This window comes from Actinomycetota bacterium, from assembly GCA_030684515.1.
Lineage (GTDB): Bacteria > Actinomycetota > Actinomycetes > S36-B12 > S36-B12 > UBA11398.
In genome coordinates, this window is the sequence record JAUXVJ010000024.1 from 160,566 (window position 1) to 183,669 (window position 23,104).

A 23,104-nucleotide genomic window follows, 5' to 3' on the forward strand; every position below is an offset into this window, starting at 1 on the left:
ATTGAGCATTGTGTCTCTGGCAGACTGTTGGCCCCAAACAACGGCATCACCCAGGTGTGAACAGTCAGCACAACAGGAGGTGGAGTGGACGAGGCGCTACGACTCGAGCAGTCGCACGTCGACCACTGCTACTCGCTGCTCGCCAGCTATGTGAGCCATCTGGAAGACCGCATCAACACCACCTCCTCTGCCCTGAGCACCGGCACAGGACAAGACGACCTTGAGCGTGAAGCCATGCTCGACAACCTTGTCTCCCAGCTTCGCGCTGCGCGCACTTCAGACACCCGACTGTGCTTTGGACGCATCGATGGCAGCTCCGGCAGCTATCACATCGGACGCATCGGACTGCGCGATGCTGACGGCGAACCGGAACTGATCGACTGGCGAGCGCCAAACGCAGCGGCCTTCTATCAAGCCACCTTCGCCAATCCCTTGGGCGTGCAGTTGCGCCGACGCATCGTCACACGCGAACGCACAGTGACGCACGTCGAGGACGAGGTGCTGAACGATCCGACCCTGACAGAATCCAGGGCAGCAGCGGCCGCCCTGGATGCTCCTCGCGAGGGCCGGATGGGCGACATCATCGCAACGATCGCGGCTGATCAGGACTCGATCATCCGCAGCCCTTTGAACCAGCTGACCGTGGTGCAAGGCGGGCCGGGAACGGGCAAGACAGTTGTCGCCTTGCACCGCGCTGCTTGGCTGCTCTACACCTTCCGCGAGAAATTGGCGCGCGACGGAGTGCTCGTCGTTGGCCCCTCCCCCACGTTCCTGCACTACATCGACCAGGTGCTGCCAAGCCTGGGCGAAACTGATGTCGTCCTGCTTACTCCTGGCCAGTTGTATCCCGGGATCGATGCGCGGCGACATGACGTCGACGAGGTTGCAGCGATCAAGGGTGACGCGCGGATGGCCCAAGTCATCGCCAATGCCGTACGCCAGCGTCGACGCATTCCAAAACACGATTTCACCATCACGATGGAAGATCGCTCCACAGTGATGATCACCGCGAAACAACTGCATGATGCTGAGCGCGCAGTTGCCCGCAATGCCAGTTTCCACGGCGGTCGTGACACTTTCCTTCTTCGCGCCCTTGACCATCTGGCTGCCTATCGGGCGCGTCAACATGGCGAGGATGCAAGTGACCCCGAGGTCCGACGCGATCAGGTGAGCGAACTTGTGGAGGATCGCAATATCCGCCGCGAACTCAACCTGATGTGGATGCCGATTGCGCCGGAATTGCTCGTCCGCCGACTGTTGACCGACGTCGATCGCCTCAGGGCTGCGACCGCTTCAGTGCTGACAGCTCAGGAGACCTTGTTGATTCTCAAGGATCCCGACGCAGCCTGGACCATCGATGATGTGCCGCTCATTGACGAGGCCGCGGAACTTCTTGGTCCGTGGGATCCAGACGAGGCGCGTTCCAATGCGCGCGAGTCAGCCGAACGTCGCCATGAACTTGCGCATGCAGAGCAAGCGATCAGCAATACCGACATGGGTGGCTGGATTGATGCTGCCGGTCTGGTGGGACGCATGTACAGCGCAAGCGAGCGCCGCTCAGTTGCCGAACTGGCATCCGCTGATCGCAGCTGGGTCTACGGACACATCGTGGTTGACGAGGCACAGGAACTCTCGCGGATGGCCTGGCGAGTGCTCTCCCGACGCGCCACTCGCAAATCGATGACGATCGTCGGCGATGTGCAGCAGACCAGTCACCCGGCCGGGGCGCGCAATTGGGAAGAAGCGCTCGGCGATATCCGCGGCACCATGGACCTGCACGTACTCACGGTCACCTACCGCATCACCGAGCAGATTGCCGTCAAGGCCACCGAACTGCTGACTGCTGCAGGTGGCGATGCGCCTGAATTGCATCCAGTGCGCGAGGGCGCCGATGTCCAAGTGCACGACATCACGCCCGAGCAGCTGGCCGAGCTGGTCACCAAGACAGTGGCCAACATCCCTGGTCGCGCCGCTGTGATTGCCCCTGATGATCAGATCGACGAGCTGTCAGCGCAGTTGCTTGCTGCCAGTGACGAGTTCGGCATCGGCGACAAGGCTCTGGATGCCCCGATTGCGATCCTCTCCGCTCGCGACACAAAGGGACTCGAATTTGACGTGGTGTTTGTGATTGATCCCGCCGCAATGGGATCGCAGACCAAACGAGGTGCCGACCTGTATGTCGCTGCCACCCGGGCAACGCAGGTCATGCATCTGGTGAACTGGCTCTAGCTCTGTGAACTTTGCTCGCCGAGGTGCTTGAGCAGGAATTCTCCGCGCTGCACGAAGGCCTTGTCCGCAAGATCACTCATTGAGGCTTCGAAGCCATGCGGAGCACCGCGCCGCAGATGGAACTCAACGCTCACACCAGCGGCTTCTAGGGACTTGGCGTACAGCTCATCCTCTTCGCGGAACAGATCAAGAGTGCCCACCTCGATGTAGGTCGGCGGCAGACCTTCGAGGGCCTTGGCTCGCGCGGGTGCCGCATAAGGCGAGACATCTGGAGTTCCTGCCTTGCCCTTGAGCAGGCAGTTCCAACTGGTGATGTTGTCCGCCACACTCCACGTCAGAAATCGCGCAGCAATCGGGCCGGCCTTGTCGGTGCGGTCATCGAGCATCGGATAGACCAAGACCTGGCAGGCAACCGGGTGCTCGCCCATATCGCGCAGACGCAGCACCACCCCCGCCGCTATGGCTCCACCAGAACTGTGTCCCACAATGCCAATGCGCGAGCGATCCAGATTGAGTTCGCCGGCATGCGAATAGGCCCAGGCGATGGCCTCAGCCACGTCATCTCGCTGCGCCGGGTAGGTGTGCTCAGGAGCCAATCGGTAACCGACCGACAGGGCAGGTATCCCGGTCAGTTCCACATAGCGCGCAACCGTGGCATTGCTGGCGTCAATGGATCCCATGATCATGCCGCCACCGTGCACAAAGACCACCAGAGCACGGCTCGTGGAGCCCTTCTTGCGGTACACCCGCGCAGGAATGCGCTGGCCGTGCCGACCGGTGACAGTGATGTCGGTCGTGGCGATCGTGTCGGGAACCTTCATTCCCTCAGAGACTGGACCGAACATCTTCTCGGCATTGGCACGGCGACCCTGCCAATCCCCTACGGGCAGATCCGAGCCGCCCCTCAGGTCAAAGGCAGACCTCAGCGACTTGGAGAGCTCAGTGATCCTCACACGCCGATGTTAGGCCATCAGGCGCGGTGTCCTGATGACCTACATGCCCGACTCAGCGTCGGCGATTGTCTCGTTTGAAGGCTGGGTTGGGCGCAAAGTTGGTCATGCCTGCCGCATCGGTCCCCACAGGGACGATCTTGTCGATCGCATCCAGGGTTCCCCAGTCCAGCGTCACATCGGCCGCCGCAATGGCGTCATCCAACTGCGATCGAGTACGAGGACCGATGATCGTGGAGGTGATTGCCGGGTGCGCGTCGACAAATCCATAGGACATCTGCGTAAGCGTCAGACCCGCTTGCTTGGCCACCTCATCGAGCTCCTCGATGAGGTCGTAGCGAGCTTCAAGCACCTCAGGGTTGTCGCCCATGCGAGCCAACTTGGCGAATCGTCCGGTGCCGCCGTAGCGAGAGTCTGCTGGCATGCCCACTTCTCGCCGGTATTTTCCGGTAAGCCAGCCACCAGCCAAGGGACTCCACGGGATGACCGCCATGTTGTGGCGCGCGGCCGTTGGCAGTACAGCAGTTTCGATCCCGCGAGAGAAGATTGAATACTGCGGCTGTTCACATACAAAGCGCTGAACGTTGCGTCGACGTGAAGCCCATTGCGCTTCCACAATCCATTCGGCTGGGTAGGTGGAGGAGCCGAGGTAGCGCACTTTGCCCTGCTGAACGAGGTATGAAAGCCCATCCATGATCTCTTCGATATCGGTTGACCAGTCAAGGCGATGCACTTGGTACAGATCGATGTAGTCAGTGTTGAGGCGGCGCAGGCTCTCCTCACAGGCCTGAATCACCCAGCGGCGGGAGCTGCCACGCCGATTGAGTCCCTCACCCATGGGGTTGAAGCACTTGGTTGCCACGATCACGTCATCACGGCGACCTGCAAGTGCCTTGCCGACTATGACCTCGCTCTCACCTTCGGAGTACGTGTCTGCGGTGTCCACGAAGTTGATGCCCGATTCAAGGGCGTGATGAATCTGGCCGATGCAGTCCTCGTGATCGGTGTTGCTATTGCTGCCGTACATCATCGCGCCAAGGCACTGGCTGCTGACTTCGATGCCCGTGGTGGCCAACTTCCGATAACGCATGCGAGAACTCCAAATGGTCAGGTGTGGTTGGTGCGGAGACGATCAGGTTACAAGCCGAACAGGAGTCAGGCGTCTCTTCGCACCAGAAGGATCCCGGCGATCGCCAAACTCAGAACTACCCAGGCGGTGTACACCGCGATGCCTGGTCCGATCGACAGCATGTCAGCTCGCTGTTGCACTTCGGTGAATGGTGCCGCCGCGTTTGACGGCAGGAACTTCAGCACTATTCGCCACGACTCAGGAAGCAGCGCAGTCAGCAAGGCGGGGAGGATCAAGACTCCGCCGATGACCGTTGCGATCGCTCCAGGCATGGATCGCATGGCCATGCCAAGTGCCAAGCCGATGATGGCCAAGCCAGTGATATTTGCAGCTGTACCGAACAGGACTCGCTGCGCATCAGGATCAGTGAATGCCACCGTCTCCGAACCCGCAGCACTGAGCACCGCCATGCCCAGGAAGAAGGCGCCGAAGGCAGCGATCAAGGTCACCGGAATCACAAAGATCACAAGAGCAATCGTCTTGGCCCACAGCACACTGAGTCTCTTGGGCACAAAGGACAATGTGGTGCGGATCATTCCGCTTCCGTACTCGCGTGCGCCAGACAGCACGCCAAACACCGACATGACCAGCACAGCAAATCCGCCACCTGCGAGCACTGTTGTTACGGGGTCCAGCACAAAGGTCTGCGGCGGTCCGTTGCTGCCGTCGTCGATCTGGCCAGTTGTCGAAAGCGCAGCCAGCGCGCCGAAGGCAACGAACAGGCCCAGCATCGTGATCAACATGATCCAGGTCGAACGCAGGGTGCGCAGTTTGAGAATCTCAGATTTCAGAACCCGAACAAAGGTCAGCTTCAGCTGCTGACCATCCGTCACATACCTCGGTGAAGTATCAGTGCTCATGCTGCAGCTCCGTCGGTGTGAAATTCCACTGAGTCCTTGGTCAGTTCCATGAAGGCCTCTTCCAACGAGGCACTCAAGGGCGTGAGTTCGTGCAGCACAAGTCCGGCTGCAAATGCCTCCTGACCAATTTCGGCCGAATCCATACCGGAGAGCACAAGGACGTTTGGTTCGATCAGCTCGCTGCTGGTCACTCGTCCCTCCAGCAGGGACTGCAACTGCGCGGCGGCGGGTGCCACGACTCGGACTCGATTTGCTGAGGATGCGGCAATGAACTCGCGCATGGTGGTGTCAGCCATGATGCGTCCGCGACCAATGATGATGAGTTGATCGGCAATGAGTTCCATCTCGGTCATGAGGTGGGAGGACAAGAAGACAGTGCGCCCTTCATTGGCCAACTGGCGCAGCAGATTGCGAATCCACAGCACTCCATCTGGATCCAGGCCGTTGACCGGTTCATCGAGCATGACCATGCGGGGATCTCCAAGCAGTGCCACTGCTATTCCGAGGCGTTGACCCATGCCAAGTGAGAAACCACCGGCCTTGGATCGCGCGACTGCAGTGAGCCCCACGAGCGCAAGCACTTCATCGACTCGCTTGTCGCTGATGCCCGAGGTCGAAGCAAGGGTCCGCAGGTGATTGCGCGCGGACCGCGCCTTGTCGAATCCCTTGGCTTCAAGCAGTGCGCCAATTTCTGCCACTGGGGTGCGTGCCGCCTTGTACGGCTGGCCATTGATCAGCACTGATCCGCTGTTGGGCTTGTCGAGTCCAAGAATCATGCGCATGGTTGTGGATTTGCCAGCGCCATTTGGACCAAGAAATCCAGTTACCACACCTGGATTGACGTTGAAGCTGACATCGTCCACTGCAGTGACCTTGCCGTAGCGCTTGGTCAGGTTCCTGACTTCAATCACTTCGCCCCCCATCGACCGAACTCACATGACGATAGTCCACGTTCATCTGACCTTCTACTTACGCGCTTCTGTCATTGGGCCGCACATTGATCAAACGCTTACCAAGCCCAAACCGAAGGCGCCATGACTGCTGAACTTTGCTGGCAAGACTGCATTCATGACTCGACGACTCACCACACTCTTTGGCCGATCGCATTGGTTGAACTTCGGTCTGGTCGCCCTTCTTGTGCTCCTGCTTGCCGGCGGTTGGTATCTCATCTTTGCTCCAAAATCCACGGCCGCAGATGCACGCACCGCAACGGTCACCACCGGGACCGTGACATCAACAGTCACAGCGTCAGGAACGGTTGAGTCCTCTGCCAACTACGAACTGAGCTTCGTCAGCAACGGCATCGTCACTGCAGTCGACGTCAAGGCGGGAGACAAGGTCAAGGCCGGTAAGGCCCTCGTGCGCATCGACAGCTCTACTGCTGCACAGCAATTGGCCAGCGCCAGGAGCAGCTACGCACAGTCGCTCACCAGCCTTCAACAGAGCAAGCTCACACTCGAGGCTGCCGAGAAGACTGTCAACGACGCACTTGCCACTGCTGCAGCGAACGCCACGAGTTACCAGCAGACCGTCGACAAGGCCAAACTCGATCTTGACTTGGCGACCGCAGGCGCGTCCGAGCAGTGCTTCAACCCAGCCAGCCAGCCCAATCCCACCGACTGCGCCAACAGTCAGGCCTGGGCCACTCTGCGCAATGCCGAGGCAGCCATCACCAGCGCCCAGTTGGACCAGAAGAAGGCCCAGGATCAGGCAGCACTGAATATGAATGGCTATAACGCTGCCATCAGCCAAGCGCTCACTGCTGATGCGCAGGTCAACGCAAACAACGCCAGAGACAAGGGGGTGTTGTCTGACCAGGCCGCCATCAACGCTGCCTCAACAAACTTGTTCAAGGCCAATGTCGCGCTGCTTGCTGCCAAGGACACGCTCACGCGGGCAGTCACCAGCGCGCAGCAGGCATTCAACACTGCCGTGCTGAACCAGCAGAAGGGCATCACGCATGACGCCCAGACAGTGAGCAAGGCGCGTCAGACACTCGTGAGCACTCGCGCCTCATCGCAGGCTCCCAAAGCAATCGGAGTCGACAGTGTCGCGGCAGCAAATGCGGACGCATCGCAAGCCCAGCTCGCCAATGCAGAGAAGGCCTACGCGCAGACGACCCTGCGTGCTCCAGTCTCGGGAACTATCGGCGCCGTGAATGCCTCGGTCGGCCAGAGCTCGGCTGGCTCCAGTGCCGGCACATCTGTCATCACCCTTGTCGGCAAGGGCAAGCTGGATGTAGCAGCCAACTTCAACGAAGCCGATGCGGCGAAGGTGACCGCGGGAATGTCGGCAACCATCACCTTCACTGCGCTGCCCGAAGCATCAGCCACCGGCAAGGTGATATCCGTCAGTCCGGTGAGCTCCACGAGCAACGGGCTGACGACCTACCCGGTTGTCATCTCCATTGATTCAGCACCAAAGGGTGTGCGCGCCGGCATGACAGCGAATGTCGCGGTCACCACTTCACAGGCAAGCAATGTGCTGGTCGTGCCGAGCACCGCAATCAACTCCCTCGGTGGCTCAAGCACGGTCACAGTGAAGAAGGGCGAGCAGGAGACAGTCGTCCAAGTGGTCGTCGGTGTGAAGGGCGACAGCACAACGGAGATCACCAACGGACTGAGCGCGGGCGACATCATCGTGCTTCCCACCGCATCCGCCAGCAACTCTGGATTCCCTGCAGGCGGCATTCCAGGTGGACGCTCGGGCGTGGGCTCCCTCACTGGTGGCGGCGGCCCGGTCGGAGGTCCCCCGCAATGACCGAACTCAACATTGATGGCCATCCGGTCATTGCCTTGCACAACGTTACAAAGCACTACGGCCTCGGCGAGGCACAAGTGCGCGCGCTGGACAGCATTGACTTGACCATCCATCGAGGCGAATTCGTAGCCATCATGGGCGCTTCGGGTTCGGGCAAGTCGACCTTGATGAACATCGTGGGCGCCCTCGACATCGCCACAGCCGGGACCTATGAACTGGATGGCATCAATATCGATCGCCTGAGCGATGACGCACTCTCGGTGGTTCGCAATCGAAAGATCGGATTCGTCTTTCAGTCGTTCAATCTGATTCCACGCACCACCGCTCTTGCCAATGTCGAGTTGCCATTGGCCTACCGCGGCATGGAGCCAAGGCAGAGGCGAAGGCGAGCCCTCGCTGCTTTGGACTCGGTAGGTCTCGGAGATCGCGCAGATCACGGTCCAACGCAATTGTCTGGCGGACAGCAGCAGCGAGTGGCCATTGCGCGAGCATTGGTCACCAATCCGTCACTGGTCCTGGCTGACGAACCGACGGGCAACCTGGATTCACACTCAACCGCAGACGTGCTGGACCTTCTGGACCTCACGCATCAACGCGGAAACACCATTGTGCTGATCACCCACGAGGAGGACGTTGCTGCGCGAGCCGAACGTGTCATTCATCTCGTGGACGGCCGCATCTCCAGTGATGAACGAGTCCAGAAATGATGATTCGCGAATCCTTCAGCCAGGGGCTCACTGGCGTTCTGCAGAACAAGCTACGGTCCAGCCTTACTGTTCTGGGAATCCTCATTGGTGTTGCTGCTGTCATCGTGCTGCTAGCGGTCGGCAACGGCTCATCAAAGGCGGTGGCTGCCAGCATTGAGAAACTCGGAACCAACTCCATATCAGTCATCCATGGAACGTTCCGTGTGCCGGGCGGTTCAAGCAGCAGCATCCAAAAGGATCTCACCGTTGACGATGCGATCGCCCTCACCGACACAGCCAACGCTCCGAGCGTGAAGAGCGCCTCGCCGGTGAAGCGTGCCGGCAGCGTCAGCTGCGCCTACGGGGGAACCAGCCACAGCACCTCGATCACCGGCACTTGGCCCTCCTACTTTGAGACGTCCAACAGCAAGGTCACCAACGGCAACTACTTCAGCAATGAAGACGTCACAGCAGGAAGTCGCGTCATCGTGGTCGGGCAGAGCGTGGTCGATCAGGTGTACGGAACAGTCGATCCCGTCGGCACAACGCTGACATGTGCTGGTGTCCCCTTCACTGTGGTGGGGATTCTGGAGAAGAAAGGTGGCTCGGGCTTTCAGGATCCCGATGACGTGGCCATTGCGCCGCTGACCACTGTCCAGCGCCAACTGACGGGCTACGGCAGCCTGGATTCGATCACCGCTGAAGCCATTTCCTCGGATGCATCGGACGCCGCGCAGTCCGAGATCTCGACGATTCTGGATTCACGTCACGGCACGAGTGCGACCAACCGTGATTACCAAGTCATCAATCAGGCGAGCCTGTTGACGACGTCTAGCAGCAGCAATTCAGTATTCACCGTGCTGCTTGGAGCGGTGGCCGCGATCAGTCTGCTCGTCGGCGGCATTGGCATCACCAACATCATGCTCGTTTCCGTCACTGAGAGGACCCGCGAGATTGGCATTCGCAAAGCCATCGGCGCCAATCGCTTCGCGATCCTTTCTCAGTTTCTTGTTGAGGCGACCTTGCTCTCGGTCATCGGCGGGGCCGCCGGTGTTGTCGTCGCACTTGTGATTTCACAGTTCCAAATAGCTGGCGTACAGCCAGTGATCATGCCGATCTCAGTGTTAGGAGCCTTCATCGTGTCCGTCGCCATCGGCTTGTTCTTCGGAAGCTATCCGGCCAATAGGGCCGCACAGATGCGCCCGATCGAAGCACTACGTCATGAGTGAGGAGATGGCTCAAGTGCAGCCATTGGAGAGCATCCAAGAAGACGACTTGCGCGATCTCATTGCGCAGCAGGAGCGCGGACCCATTCCGCGTGGCACCAGGCTTCTCTTAGGCGCAATCGGGCTCGTCATCGCCTTCTTTGCTGGGTCATTCGTGCAGCAGCACTTCGGCACCAGCTCTGGCAGTTCAGGATTTCCCGGTGGCAACTTTCCTGCCGGGATTGCTGCCGGGCGCTTCCCGGCGGCCGGTGGGCTTCCCGGCGGATCCACCGCGGGGCAAGCCGGTGGAGTGACTGTCGGCTCGATCACTCTTGTCGATGGCACGCACCTTTACGTCACGACATCAACAGGCAGGATCGTCAAAGTCGACATCTCCTCGAGCACAGCGATCTCGGCGCAGACCACTGTCAAAGCAAGCCAGTTGAAGCCAGGCCAGCAGGTCATCGTCAGAGGAGAGACGGGCGCCGACGGAACTGTCGATGCCACCACGATCACGCAGGGCACTGTCCCAGGAGCTCTTGCGACTACAGGAAACGGAGCAAGTCAATGAATGTGACCCGAGCCATCATTGTGCCTTTGGGAATCTTGGGTATTGCAGTAACTCTCGCGGCCTGTGGTTCCAGCTCTGACGCCGGAGTTACGAGTGCGGATGCTCCCGCGGTGACCAGCTCGCAGGCCCCGGATCCTTCTGCAACTTCAAATGGTGCTCCCGCTGCCCCCGTTCCGCAGGGCACAGCGGATCGCGAGGAGTTGCGCAGCTGTCTTGCCGCCAAGGGCATCACTTTGCCGAATCGCACAGGCGATGGCGCGCCGCCCACAGGTGCACCCAATGGAGCACCGCCGGCGGGGCAAGGTGCTGGCCCCGGCCTGCCTGATGGCATTGATCAGCAGGCCTTCCAAGATGCAATGCAAGCCTGTGGCGCAAACTTCAGTGGCGGGTTTCCCGGTGGTGCTGGGGCCGCGGGCGGCCCAGGTTCCACAGCATTTGAGGCCTACCGTTCGTGTCTTGATGACCACGGAGTCTCGCTGCCCAACACAGCTGGCTCCCGACCAAACTTGGATCAGAGTGATCCTGAGGTCTCAGCGGCGATGAAGACGTGTGCCCCACTGATGCCAAGTCGCCAGACCGCACCTGCCGCGAACTGAACCAGTGTCGGTGTCAGTCGTGGAGCACGAGTGCAGACGAGTTCACTATGCCCCCGCCTCCGATCATGGAGGTGTGTACGTCCGGCAACTGCCGGGCGCCACTTCTGCCCTGCAATTGCAGGATCGCCTCGCACACATGGCCAAAGCCCCAACTGCGTCCCTCGCTGTTGTTGCCGCCATGCGGGTTCAGCGGAAGTGACCCAGATGCAAGGTGCTCCCCCGCTCCCAGAAACTCCCCCGCAGATCCTTTCGGCACGAAGCCGAAATCCTGAAGGCAGTACAGCACCAGCGGAGAGAAGCCGTCGTAGAGCATTGCAAAGTCCATGTCCTGTGGGCCAAAGCCAGCGTTAGCCCATAGTCGCTTCGCCGCCCACTTGTAGGGCATTTCGTCATAGTCGTGCCAGAAGATGGCGTTGGGCCGAGGGCGTTGGCCGGTGGTCGCCGCACTCACGTAGACAGGCTTCTGCTTCAGATCCTTGGCCCGTTCCGGTGTCGTGACAATCACTGCTCCGCAGACATCAACGGGCATGTCGCAGTCGAGCAGCCGCAATGGCTCGGCGACGTAGCGCGAGGCAAGGTAGTCATCCATTGTGATGGCTTCCTGCCATACGGCATTGGGATTTCGAGTGGCGTTATCCCGCATCCCTACTACGTAGGCACCCATCTGCTCATCGGTGACTCCATCAAGCAGGCGACGTCTATGGTACCAAGGTGCGAAGTGCTGCATGAAGATGCCATCGCCGTAAGGCAAGGTGAACGAATCATCGCCTCGAGCGCCACTGCCGCCCATGTAGTTGTAGACGACACCTGGCTTGGGCGCTTCCATGGTGACAAAGGCCAACGCTACTTCGCACAGTCCAGAGGCCACAGCCATCGCCGCGTTTGCAGCAACGCCACCGCCGACACCGCCGCCAAGTGGCCCGGCGTGGTAGGTCACGCCTTCAAGCCCCAGGTGCTGCAGCACTTCGAGTTCGTTGAGGGTGCCCACGGTCACGATTCCGTCGACTTCACTTCGCTCGATGCCAGCATCCTCGATGGCCTGCGTGCATGCATCAAGGGTGAACCTCATCGGCGACATACCCATGTTTCTCGAGCTCGGAGTGTGGCCCACACCGACAAAGACCGCACGGTCGCGCAGAGGATTGCTCACTTGACGTCTCCTTCAGCTCCGGCGATGCGCCACTGCGGCAGTGTTACCTCGTCGTTGATCTTTTCGTACACCACCTGCATGGGCGTCCCGATCGCCAGTTCAGTGGGCTGCGACCCAACTAGGTTTCCCACAATTCGCAGGTTCACCTGCTCAGCAAGTTCGACAATCAGCACGGCGTAGGGAAGTCGGTCCTCAAATCCAGGATTGCCACGCGAGTGCATGACTGACCAGCTATAGATCGAGCCTTTGCCGCTGACCTCGGTGGGCACGAGCTGCTCATTCCAGCAGTTGGTGCACATGGCTCGAGGTGGATGAATATAGGTCTGACAGTCGGGGCAGCGCTGGATGACCAACTTGCCCTGCTGGGCGCCATCCCAATACGCGCGATTGAGGTCATCTCGAATCGGCAGTGGCAGATCAGACATCAGCACCCCTCACTCTTTGCAGCAAATAGCACGCAATCGACAATGACCGTAGCGAGATGGAGAGCACTTCGGTCACGGAACGACGAATGATGCGATGACTTTCTCACCTTCATCTGGACCGCGTGCCACCATTCGACTGTGAATCTTCGATCGGTTCCGACATTCGCATTGGGTCTCGCAGCAACAGGCGCTGTCATGGCTGCCAGCGTGCGCACGCGAGCAGGCACACCAAGTGCGCGCCGAATTGAACCTCTCGTTCGCACCTGGGCCCGCGCATGGTTGATTCCCGCCGGAGTGCGCCTTGAGGTGGAGGGTCGGCACCATGTCACGCCTGGTCAGAGGTACGTGGTCGTGTCCAATCACCTCTCCAACCTCGACTCCATGGTGCTGCTTGCCGGTCTGGGGCTCCCCCTCAGATTCCTAGCAATGCGGGAGCTCTTCGATGTACCGCTGCTGGGCTCCGCGCTTCGCAGGCTCGGCATGATCGAGGTCGACCGCGACAATCCGCACAGCGCGATGATTGCGCAGGGAGTCAGTCAAGCGATGGCTGATGGCGCCAGCGTCATGGTGTTTCCGGAGGGGCAGACCTCGCACGACGGCAGTCTCAATCGCTTTCGCATCGGTGCCTTTTCCATTGCGATCGAGCAAGAAGTCCCCATCTTGCCCGTCACACTCATTGGTACGCGAGAGGTGTGGGCACCTGGTGACAACGCAATTCACCGCGGCGTTGTCCGATTCGTCATTCACAAAGCCATCGAGACTCAAGGTCTCACCCAGCAGGACGCTCCTGCTTTGCGAGAGCAGTCGCGTGCCTCCATCGCTTCAGCCCAATGCTCACCATTTCGAGGCTGAAGCCGGATCGGCGGACACCACACAGGCCCACGCATGTAGACGTATGGCGCTGTCTGTTCAGAATGTAAGCGCAAGTGAGAATGAGACTGAGGTACGACGTGCTTCTTGCGATAGGCGCCGGATTGCGACTTACGATTGAACAATTCCTCGCCCTGGACCCGGCGCTTTGTCCGTGATCAGAAATGCGCAGGGCTATGAAAGCAAATCGATTGATCCCACTTCTCGCTTCACTGTTGTGTGTGGCGGCACTGGCAGCATGCAGTTCCTCTGTCGGCTACGACGGTTTTGGAACAACTGGAAGAAATGGGTCAACAATCGAGATCTCAGACAGCACGCACTAATCCTGCCTTCCATACGGATCTTCATACTCCCTTTTCACGCCGAACGCGCGACAGACCCCCAGCCATGGCTGCCAGGATCAGAAATCCCAAGGACATGAGCACTGCTGTGAATACGCTGGCCGTTGAGCTCTGTGCCGCCATTGCCGAAACTCCAGCAGCAACCAAGGCGCCCTGCTCCGGCGCAATCACCATCGATGGCGACACCTTGGCACTTGCTGAGCCCTCGATCGTGAAGTTGATGGCACCGGCAACAGGGTGGCCATCGCCCGAGACTCCTCGATACCGGACTTGATATGCGCCAGTGTGCAGTTCAGCCGGCCACGCCATGGAGATCGTTTCGCCGTCTGGAGTCACTTTCTGCGACTCCAGGAGATTGTTGTGCGAGCCAAGGATGGCAATTGTTGCAGTGCCTTGCAGGAGCGGACTGTCAAAGGCAAAGGACACTTTTGCGGGTGGGCGATCCAGTCGAGCACTGTTTGAGGGCAAAGTCGAGATGAGATCAGAGTGGGCAAAGGCGCTGACGGTCATCGGACCAGCCGCAATCACGGTCATCCCTACGAGGGCAACTGCAACACTGGCCAATCTTCGCGCGCGTGGTCGGGGAGGTCGCGCCATGATCGTTCTCCTTGACTATCGAGACTGCAGGCACACTCAAGTTGAGTCGACGCGTGCATTTTCGAAAGCCAAAGCCCCGATCCTTTGCGCATCAACTGTGCACAACCGGGTCCGGGGCTACCTGTTCAAGGTAATCAATTGCTCACTGCAAAGCAACTGAGCAATGAAAGATGAACGCCTTGGTAGATCCTTCAATGCCTTGCAGATCACAGAAGGAAGCGGAAGAGCGGACTCGCTGCGTCGATCTTCTCAATGCGCGGCGGAGCTGCCTCCATGCGCGCAAGTAGACCTGGCAGGTCGCTTGCGCTTGCAAGTTCGATACCAACCAACGCAGGGCCAGTCTCACGGTTGCTGCGTTTGACGTACTCAAAGAGCGTGATGTCTTCATTGGGGCCGAGCACCTCATCCAGGAATCGGCGCAGCGCTCCCGGCTCCTGAGGGAAGTCGACCAGGAAGTAGTGCTTGCGCTCCTCGAAGATCAACGCACGCTCGACAATCTCGGCATATCTACTCACGTCATTGTTTCCGCCCGAGAGCACGCAGACGACCTTTGCGGACTTGGGAATGTTCACTGCCGCCATACCCAGGGCTGAACTTGCCAGTGCGCCCGCAGGCTCCGCGATGATGCCGTCCGTTTGATAGAGCGCAAGCATTTCGCTGCACACTCGCCCCTCGGGAACGGCAACCAGCTGCACCTTGGAGCGCGCGATGATCGGAAAGGTCACGTCGCCCACTCGGCGCACTGCTGCACCATCAACAAAAGTGTCGATCTGGCTCAAGGTCACAGGCGCTCCCGCGGCGATGGCTGCTGCGACACTGGCAGCGCCCGCAGGCTCCACACCGATGATGCGCGTATTCGGGTGGCGTTCAACAAGCCAAGCGATGGATCCAGCGAGCAGCCCGCCTCCCCCGACGGGAACGATGACAAAGTCTGGGGATACTCCCAATTGCTCCACGGCCTCACGGATCACCGTTCCTTGGCCCGCGATGGTTCGCACATCGTCAAAGGCCGGCACGATAGTGGCGCCCGTGGCAATGGCATCAGCTGCTGCTGAGGAGGCCACCTCGTCATAGTTGTCACCCCCCACGATGATCTCGATCATGCTGCCGCCCAATGCGGCTATTCGATCCTGCTTCTGGCGGGGAGTCGTTCGTGGAAGGTAGACCCTTCCTCGCACGCCAAGTGCAAGACAGGCGTAGGCAACTCCCTGCGCATGATTTCCGGCACTTGCCGCCACCACTCCGGCTGAACGTGCGGTCTTGTCCAGTTGGGCGATCAAGTTGTAGGCACCTCGCGCCTTGTAGGACCGCACCGTCTGCAGATCCTCGCGCTTGAGCCATACGTCTGCATCGGTCAGATCTGACAGTCGAGCGTTGCGCTCAAGTGGAGTTGTCGAGACGACGCCTACCAATCGCCCAGCAGCTTCATCAATAGCGGCTGCGTCGACCTGATCTCGACTCAATGGCAGGGCGGGCTCAGTTCCACGTTGTCCGATCATGGTCCAAGTAATAGCCGATCGCGTCGAAGGAGCCAACTCTTCGTCTGGCGTTCAACGGTTTTGCACCTGCTGACGGCTAACCTGAAGCAGTCCTCACGAATGTTTCTCACAAAGGAAGAACCCATGCGCTTCACCAGAACCGCAGTTCCAGCCATCGCACTTGGCCTGGCACTCACCGCATCACTTGCTGCTTGCTCATCAAATGAGCCCTCTGAGGCTACAAGCTCTGCATCGGCAACACCTTCGATGAGTGAGTCAGCAGAAGTGCTTGTCGGTGGCGACCCGAGCACATGGTCTCCCGTTCGCGTCACACCTGACGATGATGGATCCACGCAGGCTTTGGTCATTGGCCAGGCCGTGATCTTTGAGGGCTTCCAAGAGGGCGCAACATTCGAGTCAAGTGATCCCATGGTGTTCACCGCGTCTGATGCCCAAGGCGATGGCGAATCCACCACTGTTGCTGGCGGTCAGGCACTTGCAGCCGGCACGAGTGAAGTGATCGCCAGGGACGGCACGATGCAACTGGCAACGATCACCTTTGTGGTGACAGCCCAGTAACGAAACGAAGAAGCGGGGCGAAAGGAATTCCTTTCGCCCCGCTTCTTCGTTCAACTTATCTGACGCGGTAATTGCGCTTAGTCAGGAACGATGACCACTGTCCGGGAACTCCGGGAGCAAATGCCTGCACCCAGCACGATCCGCGGCTAGCAAGACGCAACTTCACCTGGCCGGCACTCTTCACGAGCTTGCACTTGGAAGCACCTGAAGTCACCCTCCAGACAATCGGCTTGTTCAGGTTTGTCACGGTGCCAATCTTGGCCAAGGTCAAGTAGCGGCCCCTCTTGTAGGTGCCCGACTTCGGAGCAGCGACCGTTGCGGTCTGCTTGCCAACTGCTGTAGAGATCGAGAAGGACAGGGTCGTTGGCGAATAGCCGTTGCCACCTGAGGTCGTGGTCACAACTGAGCAGTTGCCGCCAACACCTTGAACGGTGAAGGTCGTACCGTTCCAAGCGCACGGCCCAGTAACTGCAACCTTGACAGGCAAGCCTGACGCCGCCGTCACTGTTGCTGCGATTGAAGAACCATTCGGCAGAACGAATACCGCGTTGTGCAGAATGGGTCCTGGATCGCCAACTGGGTCAACGATGATCGCATCAGCCTTCAGGGCCTGAGTCACGGCAACGACCTTGCTGTCTGAGGAGGCGGCAACACCGTTGCCACCCGTGTAGGCAGCTTTGACTGTGGGATTGCCGAGTGCCGTTGGCACCCAGGTAACTCCAGCGGCTCCGTTGGAGACCGATGCTGTGCCAATAGTCCTGCCGTCAACGGTGAAGGTCACCGAACCGGTGCCTGATGAAGGAGTGATCTTGGCGGTCAGCGGGACCGAGGTGTTCTGGTAGTTGGTCTGAGGCACGCTGAGCGCAACCGTGGAGCCAACCGCTGACACCTTGATATTCGCCGCCGAACTGCGTCCCGATGAATTGGCATTGGAATCTCCACCGTAGGCCGCATATACATTCACTGAATTCACACCAGTGGGAATCGTGTAGTTGATCGTGGCCAGACCCTGGGCGTTCAAGCTGGCGGCACCAATGGTTGACGATGACGAGCTGAACGTCACTGTTCCGGTTGGCACGTAAGAACCCTGCCTGGCACGCACCTGCGCCTGCAGTGTCACCTGCGAACCCCCGGCAGCATTGCCAGGAGCAGTGACAGAGGAAGTCGTATCGACTGAATTCACCGACACGTTCTCAGTATCGGAGCCTCCACCGCTGAAGGAAGCCATGATCGATTCGGGACCCGAATTCTTCGGCGTCCAGATCATCTGTGCATTGGAACCCTGATTGCCACCGACTGTGTCAGTGCCGATCACGGCGCCATTGGCATAGAACGTGACTGTTCCAGCAGGAGTGCCAACCCCAGTCGATTCGGAAACCGAAGCGTCAATGGTCTGTGCAACACCTACGACGCCGTTCCTGACTGAGAGATTGACCGATGTTGCTGCAGACGCTGATGCAGCGAATCCGATTCCGGACCCGACTACAGCAAGTGCTGCGACAGTGCTGAGTAAGCGTTTCATAGGGGTTGCCTCGTTTCATGTGCGCGAGATTCTCGGGCTACTCCTTGAGGCTAAGCGCATTTCTGACGCGTGGAACAGCACAAAGGCAAGCCACATTCAATTCATGACTGATTCACAGACAACTGACACAATTCCGCGACCCAGTAAATATTGAGAGCGAATGCACCGACTGCAAGACCGAAGGGGCTGCGACGAGCAGGTGAAGCCCAACCCTTCGATGCATACCTGCACTGTGCTCCCTGCACATCGATGAGCTGATGACTGTTGACGCCGCGAATTCAGCGCCCTCGACGCACTTCCCTGAACGGCACATCGCGGTCGGCTGCGTATTCACGCGGCATCATCAACACGCGCTCGGAGATCATGTTGCGACTCATCTCCGTGGAACCGCCAGCGATGCTTGCTGACTGGCGCATCAGAGCCGCGACACCTACCTCCTTCAGCAAGCTGCGGTCTCCGACCTGACCAACGACAGACAGCTCGCCGGCCAGTTCGAACATCACGTCGGTTCTCAATTGATTGGTCTCTGCAGAGCCAAGACGCATCATCGAACTCGAGTGGGCCGGATAGTCATAGGAAGCCATCCCCTTGGTGACTCGTCGGATGAGCTGAGCATTGGCAACCTCTTGCGCGTGCGCCCAGCCCACGAGTTCACGCACAGCTGGGTCCTTGTCTTTACCCACCTTGCGCGCCAGGCCAATCGGCGTCAGGGAGTCATGGCTGGTGCCCCGAGCGCGAGCCATGCCGCTGGCGTAGGGCGAGCCCCCACCGACTGCCTGGCGTTCATAGAACAACTGACGCTGCCCCACGGTCCAGCCATCGTTCTCGGTTCCGACCAGATTCTCCGCTGGCACAACAAGATCGGTGAAGAACTCCTCACAGAACTCATTGGATCCATTGACCATCTGCACGCGATTCATGTGAGTGGCCGGATCATGGACCGGGACGATGATCATGGAAAGGCCACGGTGCTTGGGTGCGTCCCAGTCTGTTCGCACCAGACATGTCGCATAGTCCGCGGCGAATGCATACGTACTCCAACATTTTTGTCCATTGATGATGTAGGTGTCACCATCGCGCTGTGCGCGAGTCAGCAGCCCAGCGAGGTCTGAACCGCCACTGGGCTCGGACAGGAACTGACACAAGACCAGTTCTCCTGAGATCGCACCCCGCACGTACTTCTGCTTCTGCTCTTCAGTGCCCATATCCAGCAACATCGCCGAACAGATGCCTAGGGACGGCACGTTGAGCGCAACTGGCATCTCATACGGCGCCGACTCCTGATTGAAGGCAGCTTGATAGTCGCGAGTCAGGCCCTGACCTCCGTACTCGGTCGGAAAGCAGATGCCGGCGAACCCTCCAGAGAACAGCAACTTCTGCAGATCTCGTGCGTCCAGCCAGTTCTGCTCTTCGGGATCAATCCCCGCCCGCTTGGGCATGGTGCCGGCTTTTGGCATGTTGTCTGCGAGCCAGACTCTTGCTCTCTGGCGGAAGTCCTCGACTGTTTCTGAGTGCGGGGCCATGGCATTCCTCACATCGCTGAATTGGCAGTGCGACCGATACTAGGTATCGAGCTGCTTTCGCGCAGGAGATTTCGGGGTCAACAAGGCCGCGAAGGCGCCTAGCCGTAAACGAGGAATTCGATGTCGCGGATGGCGGTGGCCAGCGGGACAGTCAGCACGTGGCTCACGCCAGCATTGACGCCAATCCGGAAGCACTCGCGGTAGTAATGAATGATTTCACGCGGCGATCCGTGGAATTTATTGAAGACCTCAATGCCATAAGCCTGCAGATCCGTGACGAGGGCTCGCGAGTTGTGCACCTTGTCGGCAATGGAGACCATCACAAGATCCACTGATTCGGTCTCCAGACGATCCAGGTAACGCTGCTTGCGCTCCCAGTAGATGGGCCAATAGCCGTCGTCATCATCATCGAGTGAATCGCTGCAACCCAGCACGATGTCTGCAACTCGATCACCAAACACAGTGCGCACTTCGGCCAGCCGCCAGAGCCCACCTTGATCTTCTGCAACATCGTGCAGCAAGCCGGCAATGGCCTGGTCCTCATCACCGCCAGCTTCGATGATCAGACTCGAAACGCCAAGGAGGTGGGACATGTAGGCGATGTTGCCGCCCTTGCGCGTCTGGTGGGCGTGGGCGAGCGCGGTATATCGAACCGCCTCGAAATAGCGGTCCGACAGAACGAGGTGCGGGCGTGCCATCAAACTCCTTTGTTGCCTACACAATGTCACATTCAGGACAGTTGCAATTCAAATCCTCCGCCATCGACCCGTAAAGGGCCCGGGAAGCCGTGCCTACGACAGCACCCCGGACTCCACAGATTCCAAGTACAGAAACCTCGGAGGCTGCACGCCGGCCGATCTTCGCAGCTCGACCAACTCAGCTGATTCAAAGAAGGCTCGAGCGACATCAAGTGACGTCCACCGCGACAGATGCACGAGATTGCGGTCAGCGGAATGCTCGCGCAGAAGTTGATAACTGATCTCACCTGCGGCCTTGCGCAACTCCGCAGCCTGATCGAAGACCTGCTTCCAGACGTCATAGTCATCCACTTCATGAATGATCAATACATACGGCTCCACGCCTGCTCCTCCAGTATCTTTCATTGGCTATCCCACAAACCCGACTTGAAGGAACGTGCCTGCCGTGAGTTTGACCCTGACCGACCTTGCCCCACTTCGCGACATCCGCAAGACCGATGAAGGCTATGACGTCAACACCCTGGTGACTCCGCACGGCGGCATCTATGGCGCCTACCTCATGTTCCAGCAGGTGCTGATCGCTGAGTTGGCCGCTCCAGGCAAGCGCGTCATCTCCTTGCAGACCGCCTTTGCAAACGGCGGAGTGAGTGGGCAGCCGTGTCAGGTCACCGTGGACACCTTGCAAAGTGGCCGATCCTTTGCCTTCCTGAGTCTGACCTTCCGCCAAGGCGAGCTCATCGTCACCCGCGCCGAGGTCATGCTGACCATCGATGAGGACGACTACCTGAGGCACGACAACCCCTGGTCGCCCATCGCCACAGCAGCAGGCTGGCCTGAGACCACCTCGGGCATCTTCCCCGGCAGCGCCACTCGTTGGCCCGGTTCCAGCCCTACCGAGCTCGCCGTCCGGTACGCCACCGACGAAGCTCAACTCGATGACTCCACCACGCGCGCGCTCACTGCGCTCGTGACTGAGCCGACCGTGATGGCAGCACTCATGAGCTTCAATGAAGTGCCAGCGCAGGCCGGAAGGGTGGCAGGCAATGTACTCACCCAGAACGTGACCTTGCTTCGACCCGTGGATCTGTCCAAGGGGCTGCTTGTCCGATCCAGGGCTCGATACGCGGGCGCCGGGCGGGTGCACGGGGAAGGAAATCTGGAGGATGAGTCAGGCACCCTGATTGGCACCTTTACCACCACTGGTGTCCTGCGCGGACCTCGAAGTTGAACGAGCAATCGCCAGATTCCGTCGGCGCGGTGCAATACAGTCCCCTGTGAATCCACAGTCAGTTGCCTCCGAACGTGAGCTCAATGCGCGGTCGGTGCAATGGCCTGTGACTGGAGCTCATCGAAAGGGCCGACATGGTTGCCAAGGTTGAAGAGTGGGACGCAGCAGGACTTCAGTACGAGGTCGTGGACGAAGTCGCATGGCTGCGATTGAACCGCCCCCAGAAGCGCAATGCCATTGACCTGCCCCTGCGCCGAGCCCTGCTCGCGGCAATTCACGAGGCCAGTGAAGACAACGGTGCCAAGTGCGCCGTGATCACTGGCAATGGTTCGGTCTTCTCGGCCGGTGCAGACCTCACGCAGCCGGGTGGACCAACGGAGGTTCCCGCTGATCGCCGCCGCCCTGCTCCCCTGACCGCCCGCGATGACGGAATCCTGTACGGCTGGGCTCGACTGTTCGAAGCCATCTGGCGCAGCGAGACTCCATTCATCAGCGCAGTCAACGGTGTTGCTGCCGGTGGTGGCTGTCAGCTGGCTCTGGGCTGCGATCTCATCATCGCCTCTGAAGAAGCTGCCTTCTGGGAGGTCTTTGTGCGACGCGGTCTGCCAATTGAAGGTGGTGGCGCCTGGCTGCTGCCTCGCATGGTGGGATTGCCCCGAGCCAAACAGATTGCCTTGTTCGGCGACCCGATCCCTGCCAAGCAGGCAGAGGAATGGGGCCTGATTAACCTGTGTGTTCCTGCCGATGAGCTCATCAGCACGGCTGCTGACTGGGCTGGGCGTTTAGCAAAGATGAGCGCTCCCAACAGTGGCCCTTCAATGGGGAATGAGGGCATGGACCTCAGCTTCCGCGTTGGCCACATCAAGAGCCAGATCAACATGGGCATGGAAACCTCGATGCTCGCGTCCTTCCGCGAAGAGGCAACCTTGTTGGCTATGAACCCAGGTGCGATGGGTCACTGACACCCATATTCGAGTATCCATGTGGCCGTACGCGGTTGTCAGGGTGAACAGCGTTCGGCGACAAGGAGACAGGCATGAGCAAGCTCGTAATTTATGGCGCAACGGGATATGCGGGAAGCCGCATTGTGGCTGAAGCAGCAGGCCGGGGACACGAAGTCACTGCTGTTGCACGCAACGTCGCTGATGCACCCGCAATTCACGGAGTCACCTATGTCGCCGGGGACTTCTACGACGCTGAGCTGATGCGTGACCTCACCAAAGACGCTGACGTCATGGTCAGCGCCATCCACGCGCATTCAGCTGACGGCTCCTCGATCCTGACTGCTTTGCCGACGCTTATCGAGGTCGCACAGCGCAATGGAGCCCGTATTGGGATCGTCGCCGGCGCCGGAAGCCTGTACGTCGCCGAAGGCGGCGAGCAGGTCCGCGTCGCATATGCGTCTGCTCTGCCGGCGGAGGCAATGCCTGAGATCAACACTCACGCAGAATTCCTGGAGACGCTGCGGGAGACTCCAGAGGATGTCGATTGGTTCTTCGTGAGCCCAGCTCTTTCCTTTGGCTCGCATGTTCCCGGCGAACGCACCGGCAACTACCGCGTGGGCGGCGACGTCCTTCTCACCGATGCTGACGGTCTGTCGGCAATCAGCGGCGACGACTATGCGATCGCCTTTGTCGATGAGATCGAAAAGCCTGTGCACCATCGCAAGCGCTTCACAGTCGCGTACTGAACCTGTCGCAATCTGTT

The 23,104-nt window shown here is 59.4% G+C and carries 23 protein-coding genes; 11 read left to right on the top strand and 12 right to left on the bottom strand.

Translation table 11 applies throughout. The features are described from left to right. The first annotated feature begins 84 nt into the window (after nt 1-84). Nucleotides 85-2,229 (top strand): hypothetical protein, encoded by a 2,145-nt coding sequence (locus tag Q8M73_09560; protein MDP2288793.1) that lies wholly within the window; start codon nt 85-87, stop codon nt 2,227-2,229. Here the strand turns inward: Q8M73_09560 and Q8M73_09565 are convergent. The 4 genes from Q8M73_09565 to Q8M73_09580 all read right to left on the bottom strand — a co-directional run bounded on the left by Q8M73_09565 (nt 2,226) and on the right by Q8M73_09580 (nt 6,079). Then, nucleotides 2,226-3,182 carry an alpha/beta hydrolase gene (locus Q8M73_09565; protein MDP2288794.1) on the bottom strand — a complete coding sequence of 319 codons (957 nt, stop codon included), beginning with the start codon at nt 3,180-3,182 and terminating at the stop codon, nt 2,226-2,228. The genes Q8M73_09560 and Q8M73_09565 overlap by 4 nt on opposite strands. A 52-nt stretch (nt 3,183-3,234) precedes the next feature. Further along, complete coding sequence (locus Q8M73_09570) at nt 3,235-4,269, bottom strand: aldo/keto reductase (protein MDP2288795.1); 1,035 nt, start codon at nt 4,267-4,269, stop codon at nt 3,235-3,237. 65 nt (nt 4,270-4,334) lie between these two features. Continuing rightward, the gene (locus Q8M73_09575; protein ID MDP2288796.1) at nt 4,335-5,168 is read right to left on the bottom strand and encodes an ABC transporter permease; all 834 of its coding nucleotides are present in this window, start codon (nt 5,166-5,168) and stop codon (nt 4,335-4,337) included. Further along, on the bottom strand, nt 5,165-6,079 hold the full coding sequence (locus Q8M73_09580) for an ABC transporter ATP-binding protein (GenBank protein MDP2288797.1): 915 nt from the start codon (nt 6,077-6,079) through the stop codon (nt 5,165-5,167). Before Q8M73_09580 ends, Q8M73_09575 begins: the two co-directional genes overlap by 4 nt. A 157-nt stretch (nt 6,080-6,236) precedes the next feature. On the opposite strand from Q8M73_09580, the gene Q8M73_09585 reads away from it, so the two are divergent. Genes Q8M73_09585 through Q8M73_09605 form a run of 5 tightly spaced genes read left to right on the top strand, consistent with a single transcriptional unit; the run spans nt 6,237 to nt 10,986 of the window. Then, complete coding sequence (locus Q8M73_09585) at nt 6,237-7,928, top strand: efflux RND transporter periplasmic adaptor subunit (GenBank protein MDP2288798.1); 1,692 nt, start codon at nt 6,237-6,239, stop codon at nt 7,926-7,928. After that, nucleotides 7,925-8,635, top strand: coding sequence for an ABC transporter ATP-binding protein (locus Q8M73_09590; GenBank protein MDP2288799.1), 711 nt, complete (start codon nt 7,925-7,927; stop codon nt 8,633-8,635). The genes Q8M73_09585 and Q8M73_09590 overlap by 4 nt, the downstream gene beginning before the upstream one ends. Continuing rightward, the gene (locus Q8M73_09595; GenBank protein ID MDP2288800.1) at nt 8,632-9,843 is read left to right on the top strand and encodes an ABC transporter permease; all 1,212 of its coding nucleotides are present in this window, start codon (nt 8,632-8,634) and stop codon (nt 9,841-9,843) included. The genes Q8M73_09590 and Q8M73_09595 overlap by 4 nt, the downstream gene beginning before the upstream one ends. Continuing rightward, entirely contained in the window at nt 9,836-10,390 is a 555-nt protein-coding gene (locus tag Q8M73_09600) for a hypothetical protein (GenBank protein ID MDP2288801.1), read from the top strand. The genes Q8M73_09595 and Q8M73_09600 overlap by 8 nt, the downstream gene beginning before the upstream one ends. Next, nucleotides 10,387-10,986, top strand: coding sequence for a hypothetical protein (locus Q8M73_09605; GenBank protein MDP2288802.1), 600 nt, complete (start codon nt 10,387-10,389; stop codon nt 10,984-10,986). The genes Q8M73_09600 and Q8M73_09605 overlap by 4 nt, the downstream gene beginning before the upstream one ends. Before the next feature lie 13 nt (nt 10,987-10,999). Here Q8M73_09605 and Q8M73_09610 read toward each other — a convergent pair whose 3' ends face one another. Together Q8M73_09610 and Q8M73_09615 are read right to left on the bottom strand one after the other, a co-directional pair. Further along, nucleotides 11,000-12,136 (bottom strand): thiolase family protein, encoded by a 1,137-nt coding sequence (locus Q8M73_09610; protein ID MDP2288803.1) that lies wholly within the window; start codon nt 12,134-12,136, stop codon nt 11,000-11,002. Beyond that, the gene (locus Q8M73_09615) at nt 12,133-12,561 is read right to left on the bottom strand and encodes a Zn-ribbon domain-containing OB-fold protein (GenBank protein MDP2288804.1); all 429 of its coding nucleotides are present in this window, start codon (nt 12,559-12,561) and stop codon (nt 12,133-12,135) included. Before Q8M73_09615 ends, Q8M73_09610 begins: the two co-directional genes overlap by 4 nt. 138 nt (nt 12,562-12,699) lie before the next feature. On the opposite strand from Q8M73_09615, the gene Q8M73_09620 reads away from it, so the two are divergent. Then, nucleotides 12,700-13,413: a lysophospholipid acyltransferase family protein gene (locus Q8M73_09620; protein ID MDP2288805.1), complete on the top strand. Its 714-nt coding sequence runs from the start codon at nt 12,700-12,702 to the stop codon at nt 13,411-13,413. Nucleotides 13,414-13,775: 362 nt separating this feature from the next. Here Q8M73_09620 and Q8M73_09625 read toward each other — a convergent pair whose 3' ends face one another. Then, the gene (locus Q8M73_09625) at nt 13,776-14,369 is read right to left on the bottom strand and encodes a copper resistance protein CopC (GenBank protein MDP2288806.1); all 594 of its coding nucleotides are present in this window, start codon (nt 14,367-14,369) and stop codon (nt 13,776-13,778) included. A 206-nt stretch (nt 14,370-14,575) separates the two neighbouring features. Continuing rightward, entirely contained in the window at nt 14,576-15,868 is a 1,293-nt protein-coding gene (gene ilvA, locus Q8M73_09630; protein ID MDP2288807.1) for a threonine ammonia-lyase IlvA, read from the bottom strand. Between the two features lie 123 nt (nt 15,869-15,991). Between ilvA and Q8M73_09635 the strand changes: the two genes are divergently transcribed. Continuing rightward, nucleotides 15,992-16,426, top strand: a complete 435-nt coding sequence (locus tag Q8M73_09635; protein ID MDP2288808.1) for a hypothetical protein — start codon at nt 15,992-15,994, stop codon at nt 16,424-16,426. 55 nt (nt 16,427-16,481) lie between these two features. Here the strand turns inward: Q8M73_09635 and Q8M73_09640 are convergent, their stop codons facing one another. The 4 genes from Q8M73_09640 to Q8M73_09655 all read right to left on the bottom strand — a co-directional run bounded on the left by Q8M73_09640 (nt 16,482) and on the right by Q8M73_09655 (nt 20,574). Further along, entirely contained in the window at nt 16,482-17,948 is a 1,467-nt protein-coding gene (locus Q8M73_09640; protein ID MDP2288809.1) for an Ig-like domain-containing protein, read from the bottom strand. 278 nt (nt 17,949-18,226) lie between these two features. Further along, the gene (locus Q8M73_09645) at nt 18,227-19,471 is read right to left on the bottom strand and encodes an acyl-CoA dehydrogenase family protein (GenBank protein MDP2288810.1); all 1,245 of its coding nucleotides are present in this window, start codon (nt 19,469-19,471) and stop codon (nt 18,227-18,229) included. Nucleotides 19,472-19,569: 98 nt separating this feature from the next. Further along, a complete protein-coding gene (locus Q8M73_09650) occupies nt 19,570-20,169 on the bottom strand; it encodes an HD domain-containing protein (protein ID MDP2288811.1) in 600 nt (199 codons plus the stop codon). 93 nt (nt 20,170-20,262) lie between these two features. After that, nucleotides 20,263-20,574 (bottom strand): antibiotic biosynthesis monooxygenase, encoded by a 312-nt coding sequence (locus Q8M73_09655; protein ID MDP2288812.1) that lies wholly within the window; start codon nt 20,572-20,574, stop codon nt 20,263-20,265. 40 nt (nt 20,575-20,614) lie between these two features. Here Q8M73_09655 and Q8M73_09660 point away from each other — a divergent pair, with 40 nt between their 5' ends. The 3 genes from Q8M73_09660 (at nt 20,615) to Q8M73_09670 (ending at nt 23,087) form a co-directional block, all read left to right on the top strand. Further along, on the top strand, nt 20,615-21,397 hold the full coding sequence (locus Q8M73_09660; protein MDP2288813.1) for a thioesterase family protein: 783 nt from the start codon (nt 20,615-20,617) through the stop codon (nt 21,395-21,397). A gap of 134 nt (nt 21,398-21,531) precedes the next feature. After that, on the top strand, nt 21,532-22,359 hold the full coding sequence (locus Q8M73_09665) for an enoyl-CoA hydratase/isomerase family protein (protein MDP2288814.1): 828 nt from the start codon (nt 21,532-21,534) through the stop codon (nt 22,357-22,359). Nucleotides 22,360-22,433: 74 nt separating this feature from the next. Beyond that, on the top strand, nt 22,434-23,087 hold the full coding sequence (locus Q8M73_09670) for an NAD(P)H-binding protein (protein MDP2288815.1): 654 nt from the start codon (nt 22,434-22,436) through the stop codon (nt 23,085-23,087). The last annotated feature ends 17 nt before the right edge of the window (nt 23,088-23,104 follow it).

Excerpts from the sequence above, each read along its gene's own strand:
- Q8M73_09600 (MDP2288801.1), top strand. The coding sequence starts at position 9,836 with ATGAGTGAGGAGATGGCTCAAGTGCAGCCATTGGAGAGCATCCAAGAA.
- Q8M73_09635 (MDP2288808.1), top strand. The coding sequence starts at position 15,992 with ATGCGCTTCACCAGAACCGCAGTTCCAGCCATCGCACTTGGCCTGGCA.
- Q8M73_09615 (MDP2288804.1), bottom strand. The coding sequence starts at position 12,561 with ATGTCTGATCTGCCACTGCCGATTCGAGATGACCTCAATCGCGCGTAT.
- Q8M73_09650 (MDP2288811.1), bottom strand. The coding sequence starts at position 20,169 with ATGGCACGCCCGCACCTCGTTCTGTCGGACCGCTATTTCGAGGCGGTT.
- Q8M73_09590 (MDP2288799.1), top strand. The coding sequence starts at position 7,925 with ATGACCGAACTCAACATTGATGGCCATCCGGTCATTGCCTTGCACAAC.
- Q8M73_09570 (MDP2288795.1), bottom strand. The coding sequence starts at position 4,269 with ATGCGTTATCGGAAGTTGGCCACCACGGGCATCGAAGTCAGCAGCCAG.
- Q8M73_09575 (MDP2288796.1), bottom strand. The coding sequence starts at position 5,168 with ATGAGCACTGATACTTCACCGAGGTATGTGACGGATGGTCAGCAGCTG.
- Q8M73_09595 (MDP2288800.1), top strand. The coding sequence starts at position 8,632 with ATGATGATTCGCGAATCCTTCAGCCAGGGGCTCACTGGCGTTCTGCAG.
- Q8M73_09645 (MDP2288810.1), bottom strand. The coding sequence starts at position 19,471 with ATGGCCCCGCACTCAGAAACAGTCGAGGACTTCCGCCAGAGAGCAAGA.
- Q8M73_09655 (MDP2288812.1), bottom strand. The coding sequence starts at position 20,574 with ATGAAAGATACTGGAGGAGCAGGCGTGGAGCCGTATGTATTGATCATT.
- Q8M73_09670 (MDP2288815.1), top strand. The coding sequence starts at position 22,434 with ATGAGCAAGCTCGTAATTTATGGCGCAACGGGATATGCGGGAAGCCGC.
- Q8M73_09605 (MDP2288802.1), top strand. The coding sequence starts at position 10,387 with ATGAATGTGACCCGAGCCATCATTGTGCCTTTGGGAATCTTGGGTATT.
- Q8M73_09625 (MDP2288806.1), bottom strand. The coding sequence starts at position 14,369 with ATGGCGCGACCTCCCCGACCACGCGCGCGAAGATTGGCCAGTGTTGCA.
- Q8M73_09585 (MDP2288798.1), top strand. The coding sequence starts at position 6,237 with ATGACTCGACGACTCACCACACTCTTTGGCCGATCGCATTGGTTGAAC.
- ilvA (MDP2288807.1), bottom strand. The coding sequence starts at position 15,868 with ATGATCGGACAACGTGGAACTGAGCCCGCCCTGCCATTGAGTCGAGAT.
- Q8M73_09640 (MDP2288809.1), bottom strand. The coding sequence starts at position 17,948 with ATGAAACGCTTACTCAGCACTGTCGCAGCACTTGCTGTAGTCGGGTCC.
- Q8M73_09665 (MDP2288814.1), top strand. The coding sequence starts at position 21,532 with ATGGTTGCCAAGGTTGAAGAGTGGGACGCAGCAGGACTTCAGTACGAG.